Below are 17859 nucleotides of genomic sequence, written 5' to 3' on the forward strand. Positions count from 1 at the left end.
CCCAATTCTTTTCGACGACGGGTGGCTTCGAGAGTTCACCCACAGCGATTTCTGACCTGCGTTTTCCACGGTGGCGCGTGTTCTGCAAAAAGCAGTTAGCTGTCTTCAGCGCGATCCCGATGCCAGGGTCCGGCATCGACTCACGCCCTATTACACGTTGTTCGCGTGAACATTTCGCGTCGATACGATCAATCTACGCCCGCCGCGCGTTGAGCACAATCTGCGTGACGACGCCCGCTATCAGGCCCCAGAACGCCGAACCGATTGACAGCAGCGTCAGTCCCGACGCGGTGACCATGAACGTGACAAGGGCGGCTTCGCGCTGGCGCGGGTCGTTCATCGCGTTGGTGAGGCCGCTCATGATCGAGCCGAACAAGGCCAGCGCGGCGACTGACACCACAAGCGCTTTCGGCATCGATGCGAACAAGGCCGCGATGGTCGCGCCGAACACGCCGGCCAAAAGGTAGAAAATCCCGCACCAGACGGCGGCCATGTAGCGCTTCGAGGGGTCGTGGTTGGCTTCAGGGCCGGTGCAGATGGCGGCGGTGATGGCGGCCAGGTTGACACCGTGAGAGCCGAACGGCGCGAGCACTAGCGACGCGAGGCCGGTTGTGGCGATCAGCGGCGCGGACGGAGTGTCGTAACCGTCCGCGCGCAGCACGGCGATGCCGGGCACGTTCTGGGAGGCCACCGCGACCACGAACAGCGGTATGCCGATGCTGATGACCGCCGCGAGCGAGAAGTGCGGCATGGTGAAAACGGGGCGGGCGAGCGCGACGTGGAACTGGCTGAAGTCGAGCAAGCCGAGCAAGCCGGCGGCCACGATGCCGACTACGAGCGTCATCAGGATGGCGTAGCGCGGCGCGAGGCGTTTCACGACCAGATAGGTGAAGAACATCGCCAGGACGAGGGCAGTCTGGAACTGGGCTGCCTTGAATATCTCGATGCCGATCTCGAACAGGATGCCGGCCAGCAGCGCGGCGGCAATGCTGGCGGGGATTTTCCGCATGAGCGTATCAAACCAGCCGGTGAGGCCCACGATGGTCAGCAAAACCGCGCACACGACGAAAGCGCCGATCGCGTCGGGATACGCCACGTTCGGGAGCGATGTCACGAGCAGGGCGGCGCCAGGCGTGGACCAGGCGGCGACGATCGGCGCGCGAAACTTGAGCGAGAGGCCGATCGTGCAAAGCGCCATGCCAATGGAGAGCGCCCAGATCCAGGAGGAAATCTGGGCATCGGAGAGGTGGGCGGCACGCCCGGCCTGGAACATGAGGACGAGCGAACTGGTATAGCCCGTCATCATGGCGACAAATCCCGCGACAAGCGCGGAGAGGGAGGAATCGGCGAGGGGGCGGAAGGTCGTGGCGGGCGGATTCATGCGAAGCCTTGGGGGACAATCGCAAATCGTACTGACTGGACGCGATCAAGGGCAGGGACAGTCGGAAAAATAATTGCCGTGCCACTTTAAATCGATGCAAATAAAACTGGCAAAGCGGGCGGTGTACGTTGGAATTAAAAGGCCCGCGAGGCAAGAGAGGCGCGTAACCCGCGCGGGTTATTTGGAAAGCGCGCGCATTGCGCTTTCGAGCCCGCCGAGCGTCAACCCAAACATGCGCCCGCCCAGTATTTGCCGAATGATCGATACCGATTGCCTATATTCCCAAAGCCTTTCCGGCTCAGGATTGAGCCAGGCGAAACGGGGAAACTGATCGGCGAGTCGTCGTAACCAGACCGCGCCGGCTTCAGCGTTGTTATATTCAACCGATCCGCCGGCTTGAACGACCTCGTACGGACTCATGGTTGCATCGCCGACAAAAATCAGCTTGGTATCCGGCGAAAATTTGTGCAGTACATCGAACGTGGCAGTGCGCTCGCCGTGCCGTCTCCGGTTGTTTTTCCAGAGATAGTCATAAACGCAGTTGTGGAAGTAATAAAACTCCAGATGCTTGAATTCTGATTTCGCGGCGGAAAAGAGTTCTTCAACGCGCTTGATATGGTCGTCCATCGACCCGCCTACATCCAGCAGCATCAGGACTTTCACATTATTGTGGCGCTCCGGCACCATCTTCAGGTCGAGCCAGCCGGCATTGGCGGCGGTGCTGCGAATGGTGTCGGGGAGATCGAGCTCATCGGCGGCGCCTTCGCGCGCAAAACGCCTTAGGCGCCGTAACGCCACCTTGATATTGCGCGTCCCGATCTCGACCTGATCGTCGTAATCCTTGTACGCGCGTTCGTCCCAGACCTTAACGGCCGTTCGATTCCCCGCGGAATCCCCGCCAATCCGAATGCCCTCCGGATTAAACCCGCCATTGCCGAACGGCGACGTCCCGCCTGAACCAATCCACTTGCTGCCGCCCTCGTGCCGTTCATGCTGCTCATCGAGGAGTTGCTTCAGCCGTTCCATCAACTTGTCGATACCGCCAAGCGCTTCGATCTGGCGTTTTTCCTCGGGCGTGAAATCCCGTTCCAGGCGTTTCTTGAGCCAATCGAGCGGTATATCGAACGCGTCTTCATCGAGGGTCGCGATACCGTTGAAATAGGCGCCGAACGCCTGATCGAATTTATCGAAGTATTTCTCGTCCTTGATCAGCGTCATGCGCGCGAGAAAGTAGAACTCGTCAATAGACGGCCCAATGACCTGGGCCTTCAGCGCTTCAAGCAGCGTCAGGTATTCCTTGACCGAAACCGGTAGCTTGGCGCCGCGCAGGGAATAGAAAAAGTCGATCAGCATGCCGGGCTCCTTGCCCCAATCTGTCGTGCTACGAGTTGCGCTACGAGCCGGACGGCAAGTCGAGCCGCGTGTCGAGTTTGCCGCGCAGATTCGCGCGCACGGCCGGCCACTCGGATTCGATAATCGAAAATACCACCGTATCGCGGTAAATGCCGTCCCGGCCGATCTGGTGATTGCGCAGGATTCCGTCTTCCTTCGCCCCCAGCCGCGCAATAGCCGCTCGCGACTGACGGTTCATGAAGTGCGTCCGGAACTCGACTGCGATGGTCTTCAGCGTGTCGAACGCGTGCGAGAGCAGGAGCAGCTTGGCTTCGGTGTTGATCGCCGTGCGCTGCACGCGTTTTGCGTACCACGTGCTGCCGATCTCCAGCCGCCGATGCGCCGCCTCGACATTCATATAACGCGTGCTGCCGACCACGTCGCCCGTCCTCACGTCGATGACAGTGAACGCTTGCACGCCGGCCGAATCGCGCATGGCGAGCGCCGTGTCCATCCACGCGCCAATTGTGTCGGGCGAGGGGACGCTCGTGTACCAGAGCTTCCACAACTCGCCGTCCGCGGCGGCATTGGCGAGCGCGTCCTGGTGCTCGCGTTCGAGCGGCACGAGTCTCACGAACCTGCCTTCCAACGTAACCGGATCGATCCAGCGGCTCATACGTGCAGCCTTTTCAACGGTTGTTGCGGTTCATGAACAGCAGGCGCTCGAACAGGCTCACGTCCTGTTCGTTCTTGAGCAACGCGCCATGCAACGCCGGAATGACCTGTTTCTGATCGGTTGAGCGCAGCGCTTCCGGGCCAATATCTTCGGCCAGCAGCAGCTTCAGCCAGTCGAGCAATTCCGATGTCGACGGTTTCTTCTTCAGCCCCGACACATTGCGCAACTCGAAGAAGCTTTGCATGGCCGCGGCGAGCAGATCCTGCTTGATGCCAGGGAAATGCACCTCGACGATCTGTTTCATCGTCGTGGGTTCGGGGAATTTGATGTAGTGGAAAAAGCAGCGGCGCAGGAACGCGTCCGGCAGTTCTTTTTCGTTATTCGACGTGATGATCACGAGCGGCCGGTGTTTTGCCTTCACGAGTTCGTGGGTCTCGTAGACGTAGAACTCCATCCGGTCAAGTTCGCGCAGCAGGTCGTTCGGGAATTCGATATCCGCTTTATCGATTTCATCGATCAGCAGCACGCCGGGTTCATCGGCGTCGAAAGCCTGCCACAGCACGCCCTTCACGATGTAATTGCGGATGTCCTTCACGCGTTCGTCGCCGAGCTGGGAATCGCGCAGGCGCGACACCGCGTCGTACTCGTAGAGGCCTTGCTGGGCTTTGGTGGTCGACTTGATGTGCCATTGCAGGAGCGGCATGCCGAGCGCGGCGGCGACTTCCTCGGCCAGCATGGTCTTGCCGGTGCCGGGCTCGCCCTTGATGAGCAACGGGCGCTGCAGGGTGATGGCGGCGTTGACGGCGAGCTTGAGATCGTCGGTGGCGACGTACTGCGATGAACCTTCAAAACGCATGACGCGTCCCTCGGAGAAGGAAAAATTGCAGTATAAGTCAGAAGAGTTTTAGCGGCCCCGCCCCTGGAACGTCCGTTTGCACTGTTGCGCCTGAGGGAGGTGCAAATGTCCATCGGACAGATTGTCGCAGTCTCCCGGGACCCCCGCGCTGCGGCCTTCAGCGATGGGGCCGACCCGGCTGCGGCCGGTGGACGCAGGGTAGGTCGCGCGGTACAATTAGCGCGATTTTTTTGGCCCGCGTGGCTGGTGAACGAAAACTCGAAAACTCGCTGATTTGTGTTTCCTGGCACGGGTTGGTGCCATTGATCAGCGTGTGTTCGTTTGACCAGTCCCGAGAAAGTCCCGGAACGCCAGGCGTCCAAGGTGCCGGATTTCCCCTCATGCCAGGTTAGAAGATATGAATAAATTCGTCGGCAAATGTGCCGTGATCGCAGCGCTGTCGGGGCTTGCCGGTTTCGCGACACAGGCATCCGCCGATGTCGTGGGCAACGCGAAAGCAGCCCAGGGCAAGGTTGCGATGTGTATCGGGTGCCACGGCATTCCCGGTTATCGCACCGCGTATCCCGAGGTGTACCGGGTTCCCATGCTCGGCGGCCAGAGCGCGCACTACATTGAGAACGCGCTGCATGCCTACAAGAAGGGCGACCGCCATTTCGAGACGATGCATGGCATAGCGACCACGCTGTCCGATCAGGATATAGCCGACATTGCTGCGTATTACGCCGCGCAAACCCCCTCTTCGAAGAACAATCCCGACAAGTGATCCGCGTTGCGCCTGAATTTGATCGCAAGACTCAACGGCGCCCGTCACCCGGTAATCACTAATCGCGGATAGGAGAATTCATGAAGGCACTCGACACAGTGTTCAAGACAGCATGCACGGCAGCCGCGCTGGCCGGTGCGATCGGCGTTCTAGCCATGCAGCCGGCGCATGCAGCCGATGCAGGCAACGGCAAGGTGCTCACCGAGGCCCACAATTGCGCGGCCTGCCACGGCCCGAACCTGAACAAGCCGGTGAGCGCGGACTATCCGAAGCTCGCAGGCCAGCACGCCGACTATCTCTACTGGGCGCTGCGCCAGTACCAGATGGGCAACGGCAATCCGAACTTCGGGCGTAACAACCCGATCATGGCCGCGCAAGTGCAAAGCTTGTCGCAAAGCGATTTGAAGGACATCTCGGCGTATATCGAATCGTTGGACGGCGATCTGGTCGTGAAAAAGTAAGTTTCGCCCGGAAGTCGTTGCTGGTTTGATAGGCCCACGAAAAAACACCCCGCCGGTGAGCTACCGCGGGGTGTTTTCGTTTTTGATTCGGTTTTCAGTCTCGCGACGCCCGCTGTTCGATCAGCGCCAGGTACGCGTCGGTATCCGGCGGCGTGTTGTTGCGCTGTGATTCCCAGATGATCTGTCCAAGGCATTCCATGATCGCGTGCTGAGCATCGTGCGTCGAACCCATCCGGCCGACCAGCCGCTCATGCGCGCGCCGGATGCCCGGCGGTTGATCGATGGACAGTTGCTCGGTAATCGCGAGATGCATCGATAAATGCAGGAACGGGTTGCTCTTGCCCTGATCCGGCGAGTAGTCGGCATGGGCCACATCGGGGTCTGCAAGTTCTTGCTGGTATTCAGGATGCTCGCCGATCCAGTCCGCAGCAATGCTCTCAAGCGGCGTCAGGACGCCGCCCTCGCGCTGCTTGCGCCAGGTGTCGGTGAAAAATTGGCGAACTTCGTCGCGGCTGGGGTTGAACATGGTGGTGGGGGTGCTTGCTGGGGTCGTTTTCAGAGGCTCATTTTAAGCTGCATCGCGGCTTCTCGCCTGCTTCGGCCCACTCGCGCCTGCCTCGGCCCGTCGGTCTTCGCGCCGCTTATTCGATAGGCGCCCGCGTCTTCGGCCGGAACTCGCACAGGGGCTCGATCGCGCAATGCCAGCATTCCGGCACGCGTGCCCGGCATACATACCGGCCGTGCAGGATCAGCCAGTGATGGGCGTCCTGTTTGAACTCATCGGGGACGAATTTCTCCAGTGCCGCTTCGACCGCGCGCACGTCTTTCCCGGGTGCGAGCCCAGTGCGATTCGATACCCGGAAGATATGCGTATCCACGGCGATGGTCGGATGGCCGAACGCCGTGTTCAGGATCACGTTCGCCGTCTTCCGTCCCACGCCCGGTAGCGCTTCGAGCGCCTCGCGATCGTCCGGGACCTCGCCCCCGTATTGCTCGATCAGGATCTTGCACGTCGCGATCACGTTCTTCGCTTTCGTCCGAAACAATCCGATGGTCTTGATGTACTCCGTCACGCCTTCTTCGCCTAGCGCCAGCACTTTGGCCGGCGTGTTGGCGACCGGGTACATGCGCCGCATCGCCTTGTTCACGGAGACATCGGTGGCTTGCGCCGACAGCATCACCGAGATCAGCAATTCGAACGGCGATTCATGCTCGAGTTCGGTGGTCGGATGCGGGTTCAGGCTTTGCAGTGTTTCGAAGATCGCGCGGCGTTTTGTGGGGTTCATCGTGTTCAGGCTTTGTGATCGTTGTCGGGCGCGTCATCAGGTTTGCTGCCGGGCTCGAGAGCACGTGTCGAACTTTTGTCTTCATCTGCATGGACGATACCAAGGCGGCGTCGCCGCGCTTCCGCTGCATCGATCTGCGCCTGAACCTCCGGGCTGACCGCGTCTGTGTTTTTCGGTCCCGCGCCGAGTCTGGCCAGTTCTTCTTTCTTCTGGCGTGCACGGTCCATGGCGGCCTGGATGATGGCGCGCTTCTTTGCCTGCGCATCGTCGACCGGGGTGGCGGCGTGTTGCTCCGTCTTTGATCCAACCGAAGCATCCGGTTCAGCGTTCGGCGCGATGCGGGGCTCAGTAAGCGGCTCAGTACCCGACGCCCCGGCCATGCGTGCCGCCTTGCGCGCCTCGGCCGCGTTGCGTTCACGCGCGAGGCGTGCCAGGCGCCAATCGTGCCGCTCGCGCGCTGAGTCGGCTTCCTGTTGGCTCCATGCGTCCCAGCCGGTGTGCTCGCCCGTGATAGGGACCATGGCGATGCAATCGACCGGGCAGGGTGGCACGCACAGGTCGCAGCCCGTGCAGAGCTCGGGGATGATCGTGTGCATCTGCTTCGCAGCCCCAATGATTGCATCGACTGGACATGCCTGCAGACAGAGCGTGCATCCGATGCAAAGATTCTCATCAATGATCGCAAGCGGCCGTGGCCGTTCAACGCCGTTATCCGGGTTGAGTGGAATTACCGGCTTGCCGAGCAGGCTGGCCAGACGAACCACACCTTCCTGGCCTCCCGGCGGGCACTGGTTGTAGTTTGCCTCGCCTGCGGCAATGGCCTCCGCATACGGCCGGCACGCTGGATAGCCGCATTTGGTGCACTGCGTCTGGGGCAGCCGGTCTTCGATCTGGTCGGCGAGAGTCTTCAAAGAGGTTGCAGTCACTACGGTCACATTAACGGCTTGCTATCAGCGTGGGGAGGGCGGCGCGAACGGGCTCATGAGCCATGCACGAAAGCGTGCGTGAGGATAGATCGACCGCTCAGGTTCGCGCTCATTTTTGACGTCATGTTCGAGCGTTTCCGGCCGTTGCACGGGAAGCGGCATTATCGCCGAATTTCAGGCGGTTCCCAATCATTCCCAATTGCCAACACGGCAACGATGTGCACATAATCAAATCGCTTTCGATTGACTGCAGGACGGTATTCCCCACTCACGTTGGCGTAACCGATCCATCGCATGCTTCCTGAGGACACGGGAACGCGTGACGCTATGTCGATAACGCGGTTTGTCGATCACAAAGCCACCATGAACCAGCCAAAAATCAAAAGAGATCCCGAGGGTACACGCCGTCGCATCCTGCTCGCCGCCGCAGAGGAATTTGCGGCCGGCGGCTTGTTCGGCGCGCGTGTCGACCAGATTGCACGCCGTGCCGAAACCAACGAGCGAATGCTCTACTATTATTTCGGCAGCAAGGAGCAGTTGTTCACGGCTGTGCTCGAACATGCATTCGCCGCACTCACGGACGCTGAAAAGACGTTGGATCTCGAGGGGGTTGCGCCCGTCGAAGCCATCACGCAACTGGCGCACTTCATCTGGAATTATTATCGTGAGCATCCCGAACTCTTGCGACTCATCAATAACGAAAATCTGCACGAAGCCCGCTATATAAAGGGCTCTACGCGGATTCGAGAGTTGATATCGCCGGTAGTCGCCACGCTCACGAAGATTCTCGAACGGGGTCAGCATGCCGGGCTATTTCGCAATAACGTCGACCCGTTGCGCTTTTACGTGACTTTGTCGGGTCTCGGCTATTACATCGTATCGAACCGATACACACTTGAAGCCACGTTCGGACTCGACTTCAGCCGCGACGCCGAACGCGATGAAATCATCAAGATGAACACGGAATTGCTGCTCGCGTATTTGCTGAGACGCTGACGCATCGGCCTTCCCTCCTTATCGCGGAAAGCAGTAAGCAGAAAGCAGAGGAGAGGCCGCAAATGAAACACGCCGCGTAAAACGCGGCGTGTTTTGTCGTGCCAATTAATTTCAGGCGCTTATTCCCTCATACCGCGATCAAGCCGCGACAGCTTCCTTTTTCGGCGCCTTGTCGTGCGTGAGAATGAATTCGCGCAGTTGCGGATACACCATCGTGCGCCAGCGGCGTCCCGAGAAAATGCCGTAATGGCCGGCTTTTTCAGCCATGTAGTGGCGTTTGTTCTTCGCCGGAATGCCGGTGCACAGGTCATGTGCCGCGCGTGTCTGACCGCTGCCGGAAATGTCGTCGAGTTCGCCTTCGATGGTGAGCAGTGCCGTGTTCTGGATGTCTTGCGGACGCACGAGCTCACCATTGACGTCCCACGTGCCTTCGGCCAGACGGAACTCCTGGAACACGACGCGAATGGTGTCCAGATAGTAGTCGGCGTCCATGTCGAGCACGGCGTTGTATTCGTCGTAGAAGCGGCGATGTTGCTCCGCATCTTCGTCATCACCACGCATCAGGTTCTGATAGAAGTCCCAATGCGCCGTCACGTGCCGCTCCGGGTTCATCGCGACAAAACCGGCATGCTGCAGAAAGCCCGGATAGACCTTGCGGCCTACACCGGGATAATTCGCCGGCACGGTGTAGATCACGTTGTTCTCGAACCATTCGTATGAATGTTCGCTCGCGAGCGAGTTGACCGACGTGGGGCTGCGACGCGCATCAATAGGGCCGCCCATCATGGTCATGGTGCGCGGCGTGTCTTCACCGCGGCTGGCCATCAACGAGATCGCGGCGAGCACCGGCACGGTCGGCTGGCATACCGAAATGACGTGGAGATCTTTCGCGCCAATCTGGCGGATGAAATCCTGGATGTACTGCACGTAGTCGTCGAGATGGAATGACCCGTCTTCAAGCGGCACCATGCGGGCGTCAAGCCAGTCTGTCAGGTAGACCTTGTGGTCGTGCAGCAGCGTCTTCACCGTATCGCGCAACAGCGTGGAGTGGTGACCCGACAGCGGAGCGCAGACCAGCACAATAGGTTCGGTCTTGAGTTCGGTGACGGTCGCGCTGTCGTCCGAAAAACGCTTGAAGCGGATCAGCCGGCAGAAGGGTTTTTCCATCACGATCTGCTCGACGATAGGAATAGCATGACCATTCTTCTCGATCTGATGCAGTTCGAACTCCGGCTTTTCGTAATCCTTGCCCAGGCGGTACAGCAATTCGTAGCCGGCCGCGAGTCGCGTGGAACCCGGCACGTACGCGAGCGGGCTGGAAGGATTGGTGAACGACTTCGATGCCGCTTCCGCCCATGCTGTGAGGGGACTCAGCATGGCCCGCTGAAATTCGTGGAATTGATAGAGCATGTCTGACCTGTGTAAAACCGGTTGCGCCCGTGTTCGGGAACAGATCCGGCGGTTGGCCTCTATCGGCGGTGGCGTCATGCAGGGTCAGCGTTTCGCTGGTTCCCGGCTCGGCGTGCAGGTCGTCGATTGCACCGAATTGCTGGTGCTGGCAGTTATTCGTTGTTACTTATTTACTTCCACGAGGGGTCACGGGGAATGGAGCAGGGACTGGGGACGGGCTTTAAGCCGGCGTTGCGCCTTCTTGGCTGAACATGGAACAGCACACGAAACACATGCCGGCTAAGCCGTGACACCAGACCCCAATTTTGAACTCGGAATCAAAGCCAATTCAAAGCCGATTCAAAGCCCTATTCGCCGAACGACCGGTCGGAAAGCCTCTTTCGATCATAGCTAAGAACACGCTTTTGTGCAATGCAACATACGTGGTCTTCGCCGCTATTCCGCATGAATTTTGCGCTGAAGTTGTTAATTTTCGTCAATCATTCGAATAACATTACGATTTGCTTACTTTCGCGAGCACTGGGTCCAAGGGTTTGTCCTGACGCGACGTGGGCTGGCCTGTCGCCTTCGCCATGCCTTGTTCGTGCCGCATCAGGTTCATGCCGGTATGCACGAGCGCAACATGCGTAAACGCCTGCGGAAAGTTACCAACCAGACGTTTCGCGACCGTGTCATATTCCTCGGCCAGCAGGCCTACGTCGTTCGCCAGACCCAGCAAACGCTCAAACATTGCATACGCTTCCTCGTGGCGGCCCTGCAACGCGAGGTTGTCGACCAGCCAGAAGCTACACGCCAGAAACGTGCCTTCTCCGGGCGGCAAGCCGTCCTCTACTTCCGATGTGTGGTATCGCTTGACCAGCCCGTCATGGGTGAGATCCCGCTCGATGGCGTGGACCGTGGAGATCACGCGAGGATCTTCCGGCGGCAGAAAGCCGAGCAGCGGAATGAGTAGCAAGCTGGCATCGAGATCCTTACCGCCGTATGTCTGGACAAACGAGTTCATCGACGGATTCCAGCTTTTCTCGCACACGTCCGCGTGAATGGTCGTTCGCAGGTTGCGCCAGTGGTCGAGCGCGCCTTCCAGCCCGAACTGTTCCGCCGATTTGATCGCACGGTCGTAAGCCACCCACGCCATGACCTTCGAAAAGGTGAATTGCTGACGCCCGCCGCGCGTTTCCCAGATGCCTTCGTCGGCTTCCTGCCAGACAGTGTCCAGATGATTGAGCATGGCGCGCTGGATCGACCAGACGGTGTCGTCGGCTTGCAGGCCGCCTACGCGCGCGAGATGCAGCGCGTTCATCACTTCGCCGTAGACATCGAGTTGCAACTGGTTGACCGCACCGTTGCCAATGCGCACGGGCTTTGAGTTCTCGTAACCCGCCAGCCAGTCGACTTCCCATTCGGGCAAGCGCCGTTCGCCCGCAATGCCGTACATGATCTGCACCTGATCCGGCGACCCGGCCATCACGCGGCCCAGCCATGCCCGCCAGGCGCGCGCTTCGTCGTAGTAACCACTGCGCATCATCGCGAGGAGGGTGATGGTGGCGTCGCGTAACCAGCAGTATCGATAATCCCAGTTGCGCGTGCCGCCCAGTTGCTCCGGCAACGACGTGGTCGGCGCCGCGACAATACCGCCGGTCGGTTCGTAGGCAAGCGCCTTGAGCGTGATCAGCGAACGGCGGATGGCAGGACCCCAGCGTCCGTCGAGGTTGCTGCGTCCCGACCATTCCAGCCAGAAGTTCTCGGTGCGTGCGAATTGCGTATGGGGATCGAGTGCGCGCGGCAGACGCAAGTGGGATTGCGAATACACGAGCGAGAAGGGGACGCGCTCACCCTCGCTCACCGTAAATTCACCAACGGTGCGCATGTTCTCGCCGCTGAGTTCGATGGGCGTGCGCAATACGCATAGATCGGGACCGGCGATCGCGCGAATCCCGCTTTCATCGGGGAGCCGGCTGACCCAGGGAATGGAGGAACCGTAATCGAAGCGCAGCACCAGTTCCATTTTCATCTTCACCGTGCCGCGCCGGCCCACCACGATGCGCACAAGGTCGGACGCTCCGTCACGGACCGGCATGAAGTCGATGAGCGACACCTTCCCGTCGGGCGTCTCGAAATCGGTTTCCAGGATCAGCGTATCGCCGCGATACCGGCGGGTGATGACCGGCGGCGGGGCGCCGTCGGGCAGGTCGGGCGTGATCAGCCAGCGGCCGTTTTCCGGCGTGCCCAACAGGGCCGCGAAACACGCGCCGGAGTCGAAGCGCGGCCAGCATAGCCAGTCTATGGAACCTTCTTTTGAAATCAGGGCGGCGGTGTGGCCGTCGCCGACCAGGGCGTAGTCCTCAATCAGTGCGGGCATAGGCTAAAGGAATGTTGTCGATGCGGCCGAAGTTCAGGCGCCGCGTGGTTGGGGGAGGCCAGGCTCTTCCAGTCCTTCGAGCGTCCGATTATGAAGCGCATTCGTGTCCCGTGTCTTTCATGAGCGTCTGTCATATCCGCGTCCGCGGCTTCAGTCTCACGTTTCAACCCGCTTCGATTTGTCACACCGGGCCCGGGCCTGCTTGCAAAAACGCCTGTTGAAAAAACGTGTGACAAATGCTTAGAATGAAACTTCGCGCATGACGGTAAGGCCCAAGGGTGTTGCGCGGGTCCACGGCACCGGATCCGTTGATGCACGTCACGCGCTTCCTGCTTGCTTAACGTTTCGAGGACATCGAAAGTGAAAGCCATGCTGAATCCGTCGAGAGCTGATTGCATCGCCATCCTGTCGGCTGCGAGCCGTATCGCCGATCAAAACACGCTCCTGGATCTCAATTACCAAAATCTCGGCCTGTCCCGCAACGGGATGGAAACTGCTGCGTCGTTCCTGATCGAACGTGCGTGCTTCACGCGGCATCGCGAGGTCAACGGGCATACCGCCGTAGGCGGCTTGTCACTGCAGGGCCGCATGCGGCTCGAGCAGCTTGCCAACAACTGACACCGATACTGATTGCGCTGCAGCACGCTGCGCCTTCTTACGACTTCAGAACATTTCTAGCGCGCGGGATCGCGGATTGCGACCCCGCGTTTGGCGTTTTCTCGTCTTCCGGAACCTCGCTCCAATAACAGCGTCTTATGGAGCGCATCACGGATACCAACGCGACGGTGGTGTTCGGGCCGCCGCCGTCAGAAATGGGTCGCGCTCAGTCCGAACACGCCGATCAATCCGATGATGATGAGGTAAATCGCGACGATGAAGTTGAGCAAGCGCGGCACGATCAGGATCAAAATGCCTGCTATCAACGCAACCAGCGGTCCGAGGCTCAGATGGATATTCATGGCGACTCCTTGTTGATTTTTTGATGGGAATGGGTCTGCATCATGCGCCAAAGCAGTGACCGGTGACAATCGGGCACTTTCCACGGCTCACGTACCCTGAAATAAGCCCTGAAACAAGCCGTAATAACGAATGATCAGGAGGCGGTATGCAATTGGCGAACTTCACTCATTTCACTCGCTTGACGCGTTTTACCCGTCGGTTTCCTTCCACGATCCGTGTCCGGAGCTTCGGTCCCACGCAAACATCGTGCCGCGCCGTTGAGCAGGCGGGTTTGTCTCAATCTGGGCGTGATTCCGGGCGTCATTCCCGGCAGCCGCGATTGATGTCAAAAAGTGTCGCAGCGGGTCTTGCTGCTGTGTTGTCGCTTGCTGCTGCCCAAGCCTTCGCACAAGGGGCAGGTACGGCCGCCGGCACATCGACGACTGCTTCCGATGCGTCCGGTAACGGCGTATTCGACTTGCTCGTGGGCACGTACACCGGCAGCGGCAAGAGCGAGGGAATCTATGTGTACCGGTTCGATGCAGGCACCGGTGCGATCACGCGCCTTGCATCCGCGCAGACGGTGAATCCGTCGTATCTCGTGGTGAGCCACGACCGGCAGCACGTATACGCCGTCAACGAGCTTCCTGGCGATAACGGACCCGCTTCGCAGCGCGGCGGCATCAGCGCATTCCGCTTCGATCCGCCGAGCGGGCAGCTCACCTTCGTAAACCGCGTCTCGTCCGATGGCAACGATCCCGCGTATCTCGCTCTATCGCCGGATGGCCGTTATCTGCTGGCCGCCAACTACTCGGTGGCATCGAATCCGGGTGGCAGTTTCGCCGTGTTTCCGCTGGAAGCCGACCGGGTCGATCCGTCCGTGCTGACCGTACATCACGATGGCAGCGGTCCCGTGAAAGGGCGCCAGGATAACTCGCATGTGCACTCGACCGTGTTTTCGCCCGACGGCCGTTACCTGTTCGCGCAGGACCTGGGGGCGGACAAGATTTACTCGTACAGGTATACGCCCGACGGCAGCCGCGGTTTGTTCGGGCCGACCGAGCAGCGTTACACGCTGGTGAAACCCGGTTCGGGGCCGCGCCACCTGATCTTCGATCAGGCCGGCAAACATGCCTACCTCACGACCGAAATGAATGCATCGGTGACGGTGTACGACTATGACGACGGCAAGCTCACGTTGAGGCAAACCTTGCCTATGACTTCGCCCGGCTTCAAGGGCAAGGTAGGCGGCGGCGCGATCCATCTGTCACCGGATGGCCGCTTCCTCTACGCCACCAATCGCGGCGATGTAAACGAAATCCTGACGTACGCCGTGAATCCGTCCGATGGTCATCTCAAGCTGCTCGGCCGCAATTCGACGCTCGGCAAGACGCCACGAGAATTTGCGATCGATCCGACCGGGCGCTGGCTGATCGTCGGCAACCAGGACAGCGACAGCGTCTACTTTTTCCGGCGCAATCCGGACACGGGTGAACTTGCGTCCGATCCGAAGCGCCTGGAGATCGGCTCACCGGTCGATTTCAAGTTCGTTTCGCCATCCTGAAGATTATTTTTTCAAGTGTGCGGGTCGCGGGTCGTCAGTGATTCGCGGCTCACATAGTTTTCTTGGTTCTCAAGTAACGTGGTTTTGATTTAACCAGTAAGGCCGGTTTGTCCCGCGAGTCGTCCCGCGGGTTGTCCCAGTGTGGAAGGAATTTAAAGTTGAACATTACGTCAGCAGTAAGCAGGGAGTCTGGTCTCAGCGCCGGAAATACGCCGCACGACGCGCCCACGCCGCCGGGTTTCATCTGTGCGTTCCGCTTTGCCGGCGCGGAGGCTTTGCGGCTGTCCTGGGATGAAGCGCGGCGCGAAATAGCGGGCGAAGGCCCCACGTGGCTGCATTTGAGCGCAAACGACGACACCGTCGAAAGCTGGCTGACCGGCGTCACCGCAATGCCCGATGTTGCCCGCGAATTCCTGAACGGTGAGGACAAGCGCCCGCGCGTGCACATGGGCGGGACGTTCATGTACGGCGTCGTGGCGGATCTGGAGCGCGTCGCGGAAACGCCCGACACCGATCCGAATGCGCAGGCCACACGCCGGGCGACGGGCGCGTTGCGCTTTTACGTCGATAAGAACCGCATGATCACGGTGCGAGCACAGCCGCTGCAATCCACCGATCGCCTGCGTCACGCCGTGCTCGAAGGCGCGGTGTTCCGCGATACCGTCGATCTTTTCGCCGGCCTGATTCGTGCGTTGAACGAGACGTTTGCTGATCGTATCGATGAAATCGGCGACCGGCTCGACGACGTCGAGGAGGGCGTGCTCGACGGCCGGCATTCGAACTGGCGCGCGGAGCTGGGGTCGGTGCGGCGGCGGCTGGTGGAGGTGAAGCGGTTTGTGGATCCGGAGCGCAGCGCGCTTACGCAACTGGTCTTGAGGCGGTTGGAGTGGGCCGAACCCCGGTCCATGGAAACGCTGATTCAGGCAATTCAAGTGCTCAACGGGCTGGCTGCCGGGCTTGAGTCTCAATACGAACGCTCGAAGCTGTTGCAGGAAGAGATTGCTGCGTTGCTATCGGAGGACATCAACCGCAAGCTGCTGTGGCTCGCGATCATGTCCGCGTTGCTGATGCCCGCAACGCTCGTGTCCGGTATCTTCGGCATGAATGTGGCCGGGCTGCCCGGCACGCACAACAATTATTCGTTCTTGATCGTAATGAGCGTGATGGGCGTTTGCGCGGCCTCCACGCTGTATTTGTTGCGGCGATTCCGGTTGTGGTGAAGTGATGCGGTCGATGCCCGGGACATGTGGTTTCACAAACCTGCCTGGGCACCTGTCACCCGCCGGGAATCGCTTATTCCGACGGTCCCGGTGCAAGCACTTCGCGGTTCCCATTCGTGCCCATCGGCGAAACAAGGCCTGCGGTTTCCATCTGTTCAACGAGGCGCGCCGCGCGGTTATAGCCAATGCGCAATTGCCGCTGCACCGATGAAATCGATGCCCGGCGCGTACGCAACACGAACGATACGGCTTCGTCGTAGAGCGGATCGGCTTCGGCATCCGGCGTATCGCCGAACAGGTCCGGCGTGCCGCCTTCGGGCGTCGGTCCCGACAGGATCCCTTCCTCGTACTCCGGTTCGCCGAACTGCTTCAGATACTCCACAACGCTGTGCACTTCTTCATCTGCGACGAACGCGCCATGCACGCGTTGCGGATAGCCGGTGCCGGGCGGCAGGAACAGCATGTCGCCGGCGCCGAGCAGGGACTCCGCACCCATCTGGTCGAGGATCGTGCGCGAATCGATCTTCGATGACACCTGGAACGCCACCCGCGTCGGAATGTTCGCCTTGATAAGCCCGGTGATCACGTCCACCGACGGCCGCTGCGTCGCGAGAATCAGGTGAATGCCGGCGGCCCGCGCCTTTTGCGCCAGCCGCGCGATCAACTGCTCGATCTGCTTGCCCGCGACCATCATCAGGTCGGCGAGCTCGTCGATCACGACGACGATCATCGGCAGCTTGGCGAGCGGTTCGGGTGCGTCGGGCGTGAGCGAGAACGGGTTCGTCAGCTTCTTGCCCGCAGCTTCGGCATTGCGGATTTTCTGGTTGAAACCCTGCAGGTTACGCACCCCCACCGCCGACATCAGCTTGTAACGCTTCTCCATTTCCCCGACACACCAGTTCAACGCGTTCGCGGCGAGCTTCATGTCGGTCACGACCGGCGCGAGCAAGTGCGGAATGCCTTCGTACACGGACAATTCCAGCATCTTCGGGTCGATCATGATCAGGCGGACGTCTTCCGGTTTCGCCTTGTAGAGCAGCGACAGGATCATCGCGTTGATCGCCACCGACTTGCCGGAACCCGTCGTGCCCGCGACCAGCATGTGCGGCGCGCGCGCGAGGTCGGTTACGACCGGATTGCCGACGATGTCCTTGCCCATCGCGATCGTCAAGAACGACTTTGAATCGCGATAAACATCGGCTTCCAGGATTTCGGAGAGCCGGATCATCTGCCGCTTGGCGTTCGGCAGTTCGAGCCCCATGCAGGTCTTGCCGGGAATCGTTTCGACCACGCGGATGGACGTGAGTCCAAGCCCGCGCGACAGGTCCTTCATCAGGCCGACGATCTGGCTGCCGCGCACGCCAAGCGCCGGTTCAACTTCGAAGCGCGTGATGACCGGTCCCGCCGATGCCCCGACCACGGTCACCGGTACTTTGAATTCCTGCAGGCGCTGCTCGATCAACTGGCCCGTTTCGGCGAGATGTTGTTCGGAAACAGGCTCGACTTCGTCAGATGCCGGTTCGAGGAGATCGAGGCCGGGGAGATCGACAGCCGACGCCGCGGGCGCATGGAACTCGAATTCGGTCGCGATGAAACCGCGCACCGGCGGGCGGGAATCGGGTTGTGGCGGGGGGGGGTTTGGGTGTGCCTTTTTTACAACTGCCGCGGGCGGCGGAAAGAGAGGGGGAGG

The 17859-nt window shown here is 60.1% G+C and carries 17 protein-coding genes; 6 read left to right on the top strand and 11 right to left on the bottom strand.

Translation table 11 applies throughout. From position 1 onward, the window contains the following. Positions 1–193: 193 nt before the first annotated feature. The 4 genes from FH08_RS0126750 to FH08_RS0126765 form a co-directional block, all read right to left on the bottom strand. Entirely contained in the window at positions 194–1381 is a 1188-nt protein-coding gene (locus FH08_RS0126750) for a benzoate/H(+) symporter BenE family transporter (protein WP_031361304.1), read from the bottom strand. 177 nt (positions 1382–1558) lie between these two features. Then, entirely contained in the window at positions 1559–2734 is a 1176-nt protein-coding gene (locus FH08_RS0126755) for a vWA domain-containing protein (RefSeq protein ID WP_031361305.1), read from the bottom strand. A 40-nt stretch (positions 2735–2774) separates the two neighbouring features. Next, a complete protein-coding gene (locus FH08_RS0126760; protein ID WP_031361306.1) occupies positions 2775–3389 on the bottom strand; it encodes a GNAT family N-acetyltransferase in 615 nt (204 codons plus the stop codon). 13 nt (positions 3390–3402) lie between these two features. Beyond that, positions 3403–4245: an AAA family ATPase gene (locus FH08_RS0126765; protein ID WP_031361307.1), complete on the bottom strand. Its 843-nt coding sequence runs from the start codon at positions 4243–4245 to the stop codon at positions 3403–3405. Positions 4246–4642: 397 nt separating this feature from the next. Between FH08_RS0126765 and FH08_RS0126770 the strand changes: the two genes are divergently transcribed. Then, the gene (locus FH08_RS0126770; protein WP_031361308.1) at positions 4643–5008 is read left to right on the top strand and encodes a c-type cytochrome; all 366 of its coding nucleotides are present in this window, start codon (positions 4643–4645) and stop codon (positions 5006–5008) included. Between the two features lie 80 nt (positions 5009–5088). Then, positions 5089–5469 (top strand): c-type cytochrome, encoded by a 381-nt coding sequence (locus tag FH08_RS0126775; RefSeq protein WP_031361309.1) that lies wholly within the window; start codon positions 5089–5091, stop codon positions 5467–5469. Between the two features lie 94 nt (positions 5470–5563). Here FH08_RS0126775 and FH08_RS0126780 read toward each other — a convergent pair whose 3' ends face one another. The 3 genes from FH08_RS0126780 to rsxB all read right to left on the bottom strand — a co-directional run bounded on the left by FH08_RS0126780 (position 5564) and on the right by rsxB (position 7690). Then, a complete protein-coding gene (locus FH08_RS0126780) occupies positions 5564–5995 on the bottom strand; it encodes a DUF1841 family protein (protein WP_031361310.1) in 432 nt (143 codons plus the stop codon). Positions 5996–6110: 115 nt separating this feature from the next. Then, entirely contained in the window at positions 6111–6755 is a 645-nt protein-coding gene (nth, locus tag FH08_RS0126785; protein ID WP_031361311.1) for an endonuclease III, read from the bottom strand. 5 nt (positions 6756–6760) lie between these two features. Continuing rightward, complete coding sequence (gene rsxB / locus FH08_RS0126790; RefSeq protein WP_075583383.1) at positions 6761–7690, bottom strand: electron transport complex subunit RsxB; 930 nt, start codon at positions 7688–7690, stop codon at positions 6761–6763. 354 nt (positions 7691–8044) lie between these two features. Here rsxB and FH08_RS0126800 point away from each other — a divergent pair, with 354 nt between their 5' ends. Continuing rightward, positions 8045–8677 carry a TetR/AcrR family transcriptional regulator gene (locus tag FH08_RS0126800; RefSeq protein ID WP_031361313.1) on the top strand — a complete coding sequence of 211 codons (633 nt, stop codon included), beginning with the start codon at positions 8045–8047 and terminating at the stop codon, positions 8675–8677. Positions 8678–8815: 138 nt separating this feature from the next. Here FH08_RS0126800 and FH08_RS0126805 read toward each other — a convergent pair whose 3' ends face one another. Together FH08_RS0126805 and FH08_RS0126810 are read right to left on the bottom strand one after the other, a co-directional pair. Next, a complete protein-coding gene (locus tag FH08_RS0126805) occupies positions 8816–10087 on the bottom strand; it encodes a polyhydroxyalkanoate depolymerase (RefSeq protein ID WP_031361314.1) in 1272 nt (423 codons plus the stop codon). Between the two features lie 493 nt (positions 10088–10580). After that, positions 10581–12446: a glycoside hydrolase family 15 protein gene (locus FH08_RS0126810; RefSeq protein WP_051888569.1), complete on the bottom strand. Its 1866-nt coding sequence runs from the start codon at positions 12444–12446 to the stop codon at positions 10581–10583. A 369-nt stretch (positions 12447–12815) separates the two neighbouring features. Here FH08_RS0126810 and FH08_RS0126815 point away from each other — a divergent pair, with 369 nt between their 5' ends. Beyond that, the gene (locus FH08_RS0126815; RefSeq protein WP_031361316.1) at positions 12816–13064 is read left to right on the top strand and encodes a hypothetical protein; all 249 of its coding nucleotides are present in this window, start codon (positions 12816–12818) and stop codon (positions 13062–13064) included. 188 nt (positions 13065–13252) lie between these two features. Here the strand turns inward: FH08_RS0126815 and FH08_RS50615 are convergent, their stop codons facing one another. Then, positions 13253–13405 carry a DUF3096 domain-containing protein gene (locus tag FH08_RS50615; protein ID WP_075583384.1) on the bottom strand — a complete coding sequence of 51 codons (153 nt, stop codon included), beginning with the start codon at positions 13403–13405 and terminating at the stop codon, positions 13253–13255. A 323-nt stretch (positions 13406–13728) separates the two neighbouring features. Here FH08_RS50615 and FH08_RS0126825 point away from each other — a divergent pair, with 323 nt between their 5' ends. Both FH08_RS0126825 and FH08_RS0126830 read left to right on the top strand, forming a co-directional pair. Continuing rightward, positions 13729–14949: a lactonase family protein gene (locus FH08_RS0126825; protein ID WP_035567199.1), complete on the top strand. Its 1221-nt coding sequence runs from the start codon at positions 13729–13731 to the stop codon at positions 14947–14949. Positions 14950–15107: 158 nt separating this feature from the next. Continuing rightward, positions 15108–16169 (top strand): transporter, encoded by a 1062-nt coding sequence (locus tag FH08_RS0126830; RefSeq protein WP_235210511.1) that lies wholly within the window; start codon positions 15108–15110, stop codon positions 16167–16169. Between the two features lie 73 nt (positions 16170–16242). Here FH08_RS0126830 and FH08_RS0126835 read toward each other — a convergent pair. After that, the coding region (locus FH08_RS0126835; protein ID WP_268810834.1) for a DNA translocase FtsK at positions 16243–17859 on the bottom strand (1617 nt) is incomplete at its 5' end.

This window comes from Caballeronia sordidicola (genome assembly GCF_000729995.1).
Lineage (GTDB): Bacteria > Pseudomonadota > Gammaproteobacteria > Burkholderiales > Burkholderiaceae > Caballeronia > Caballeronia sordidicola_A.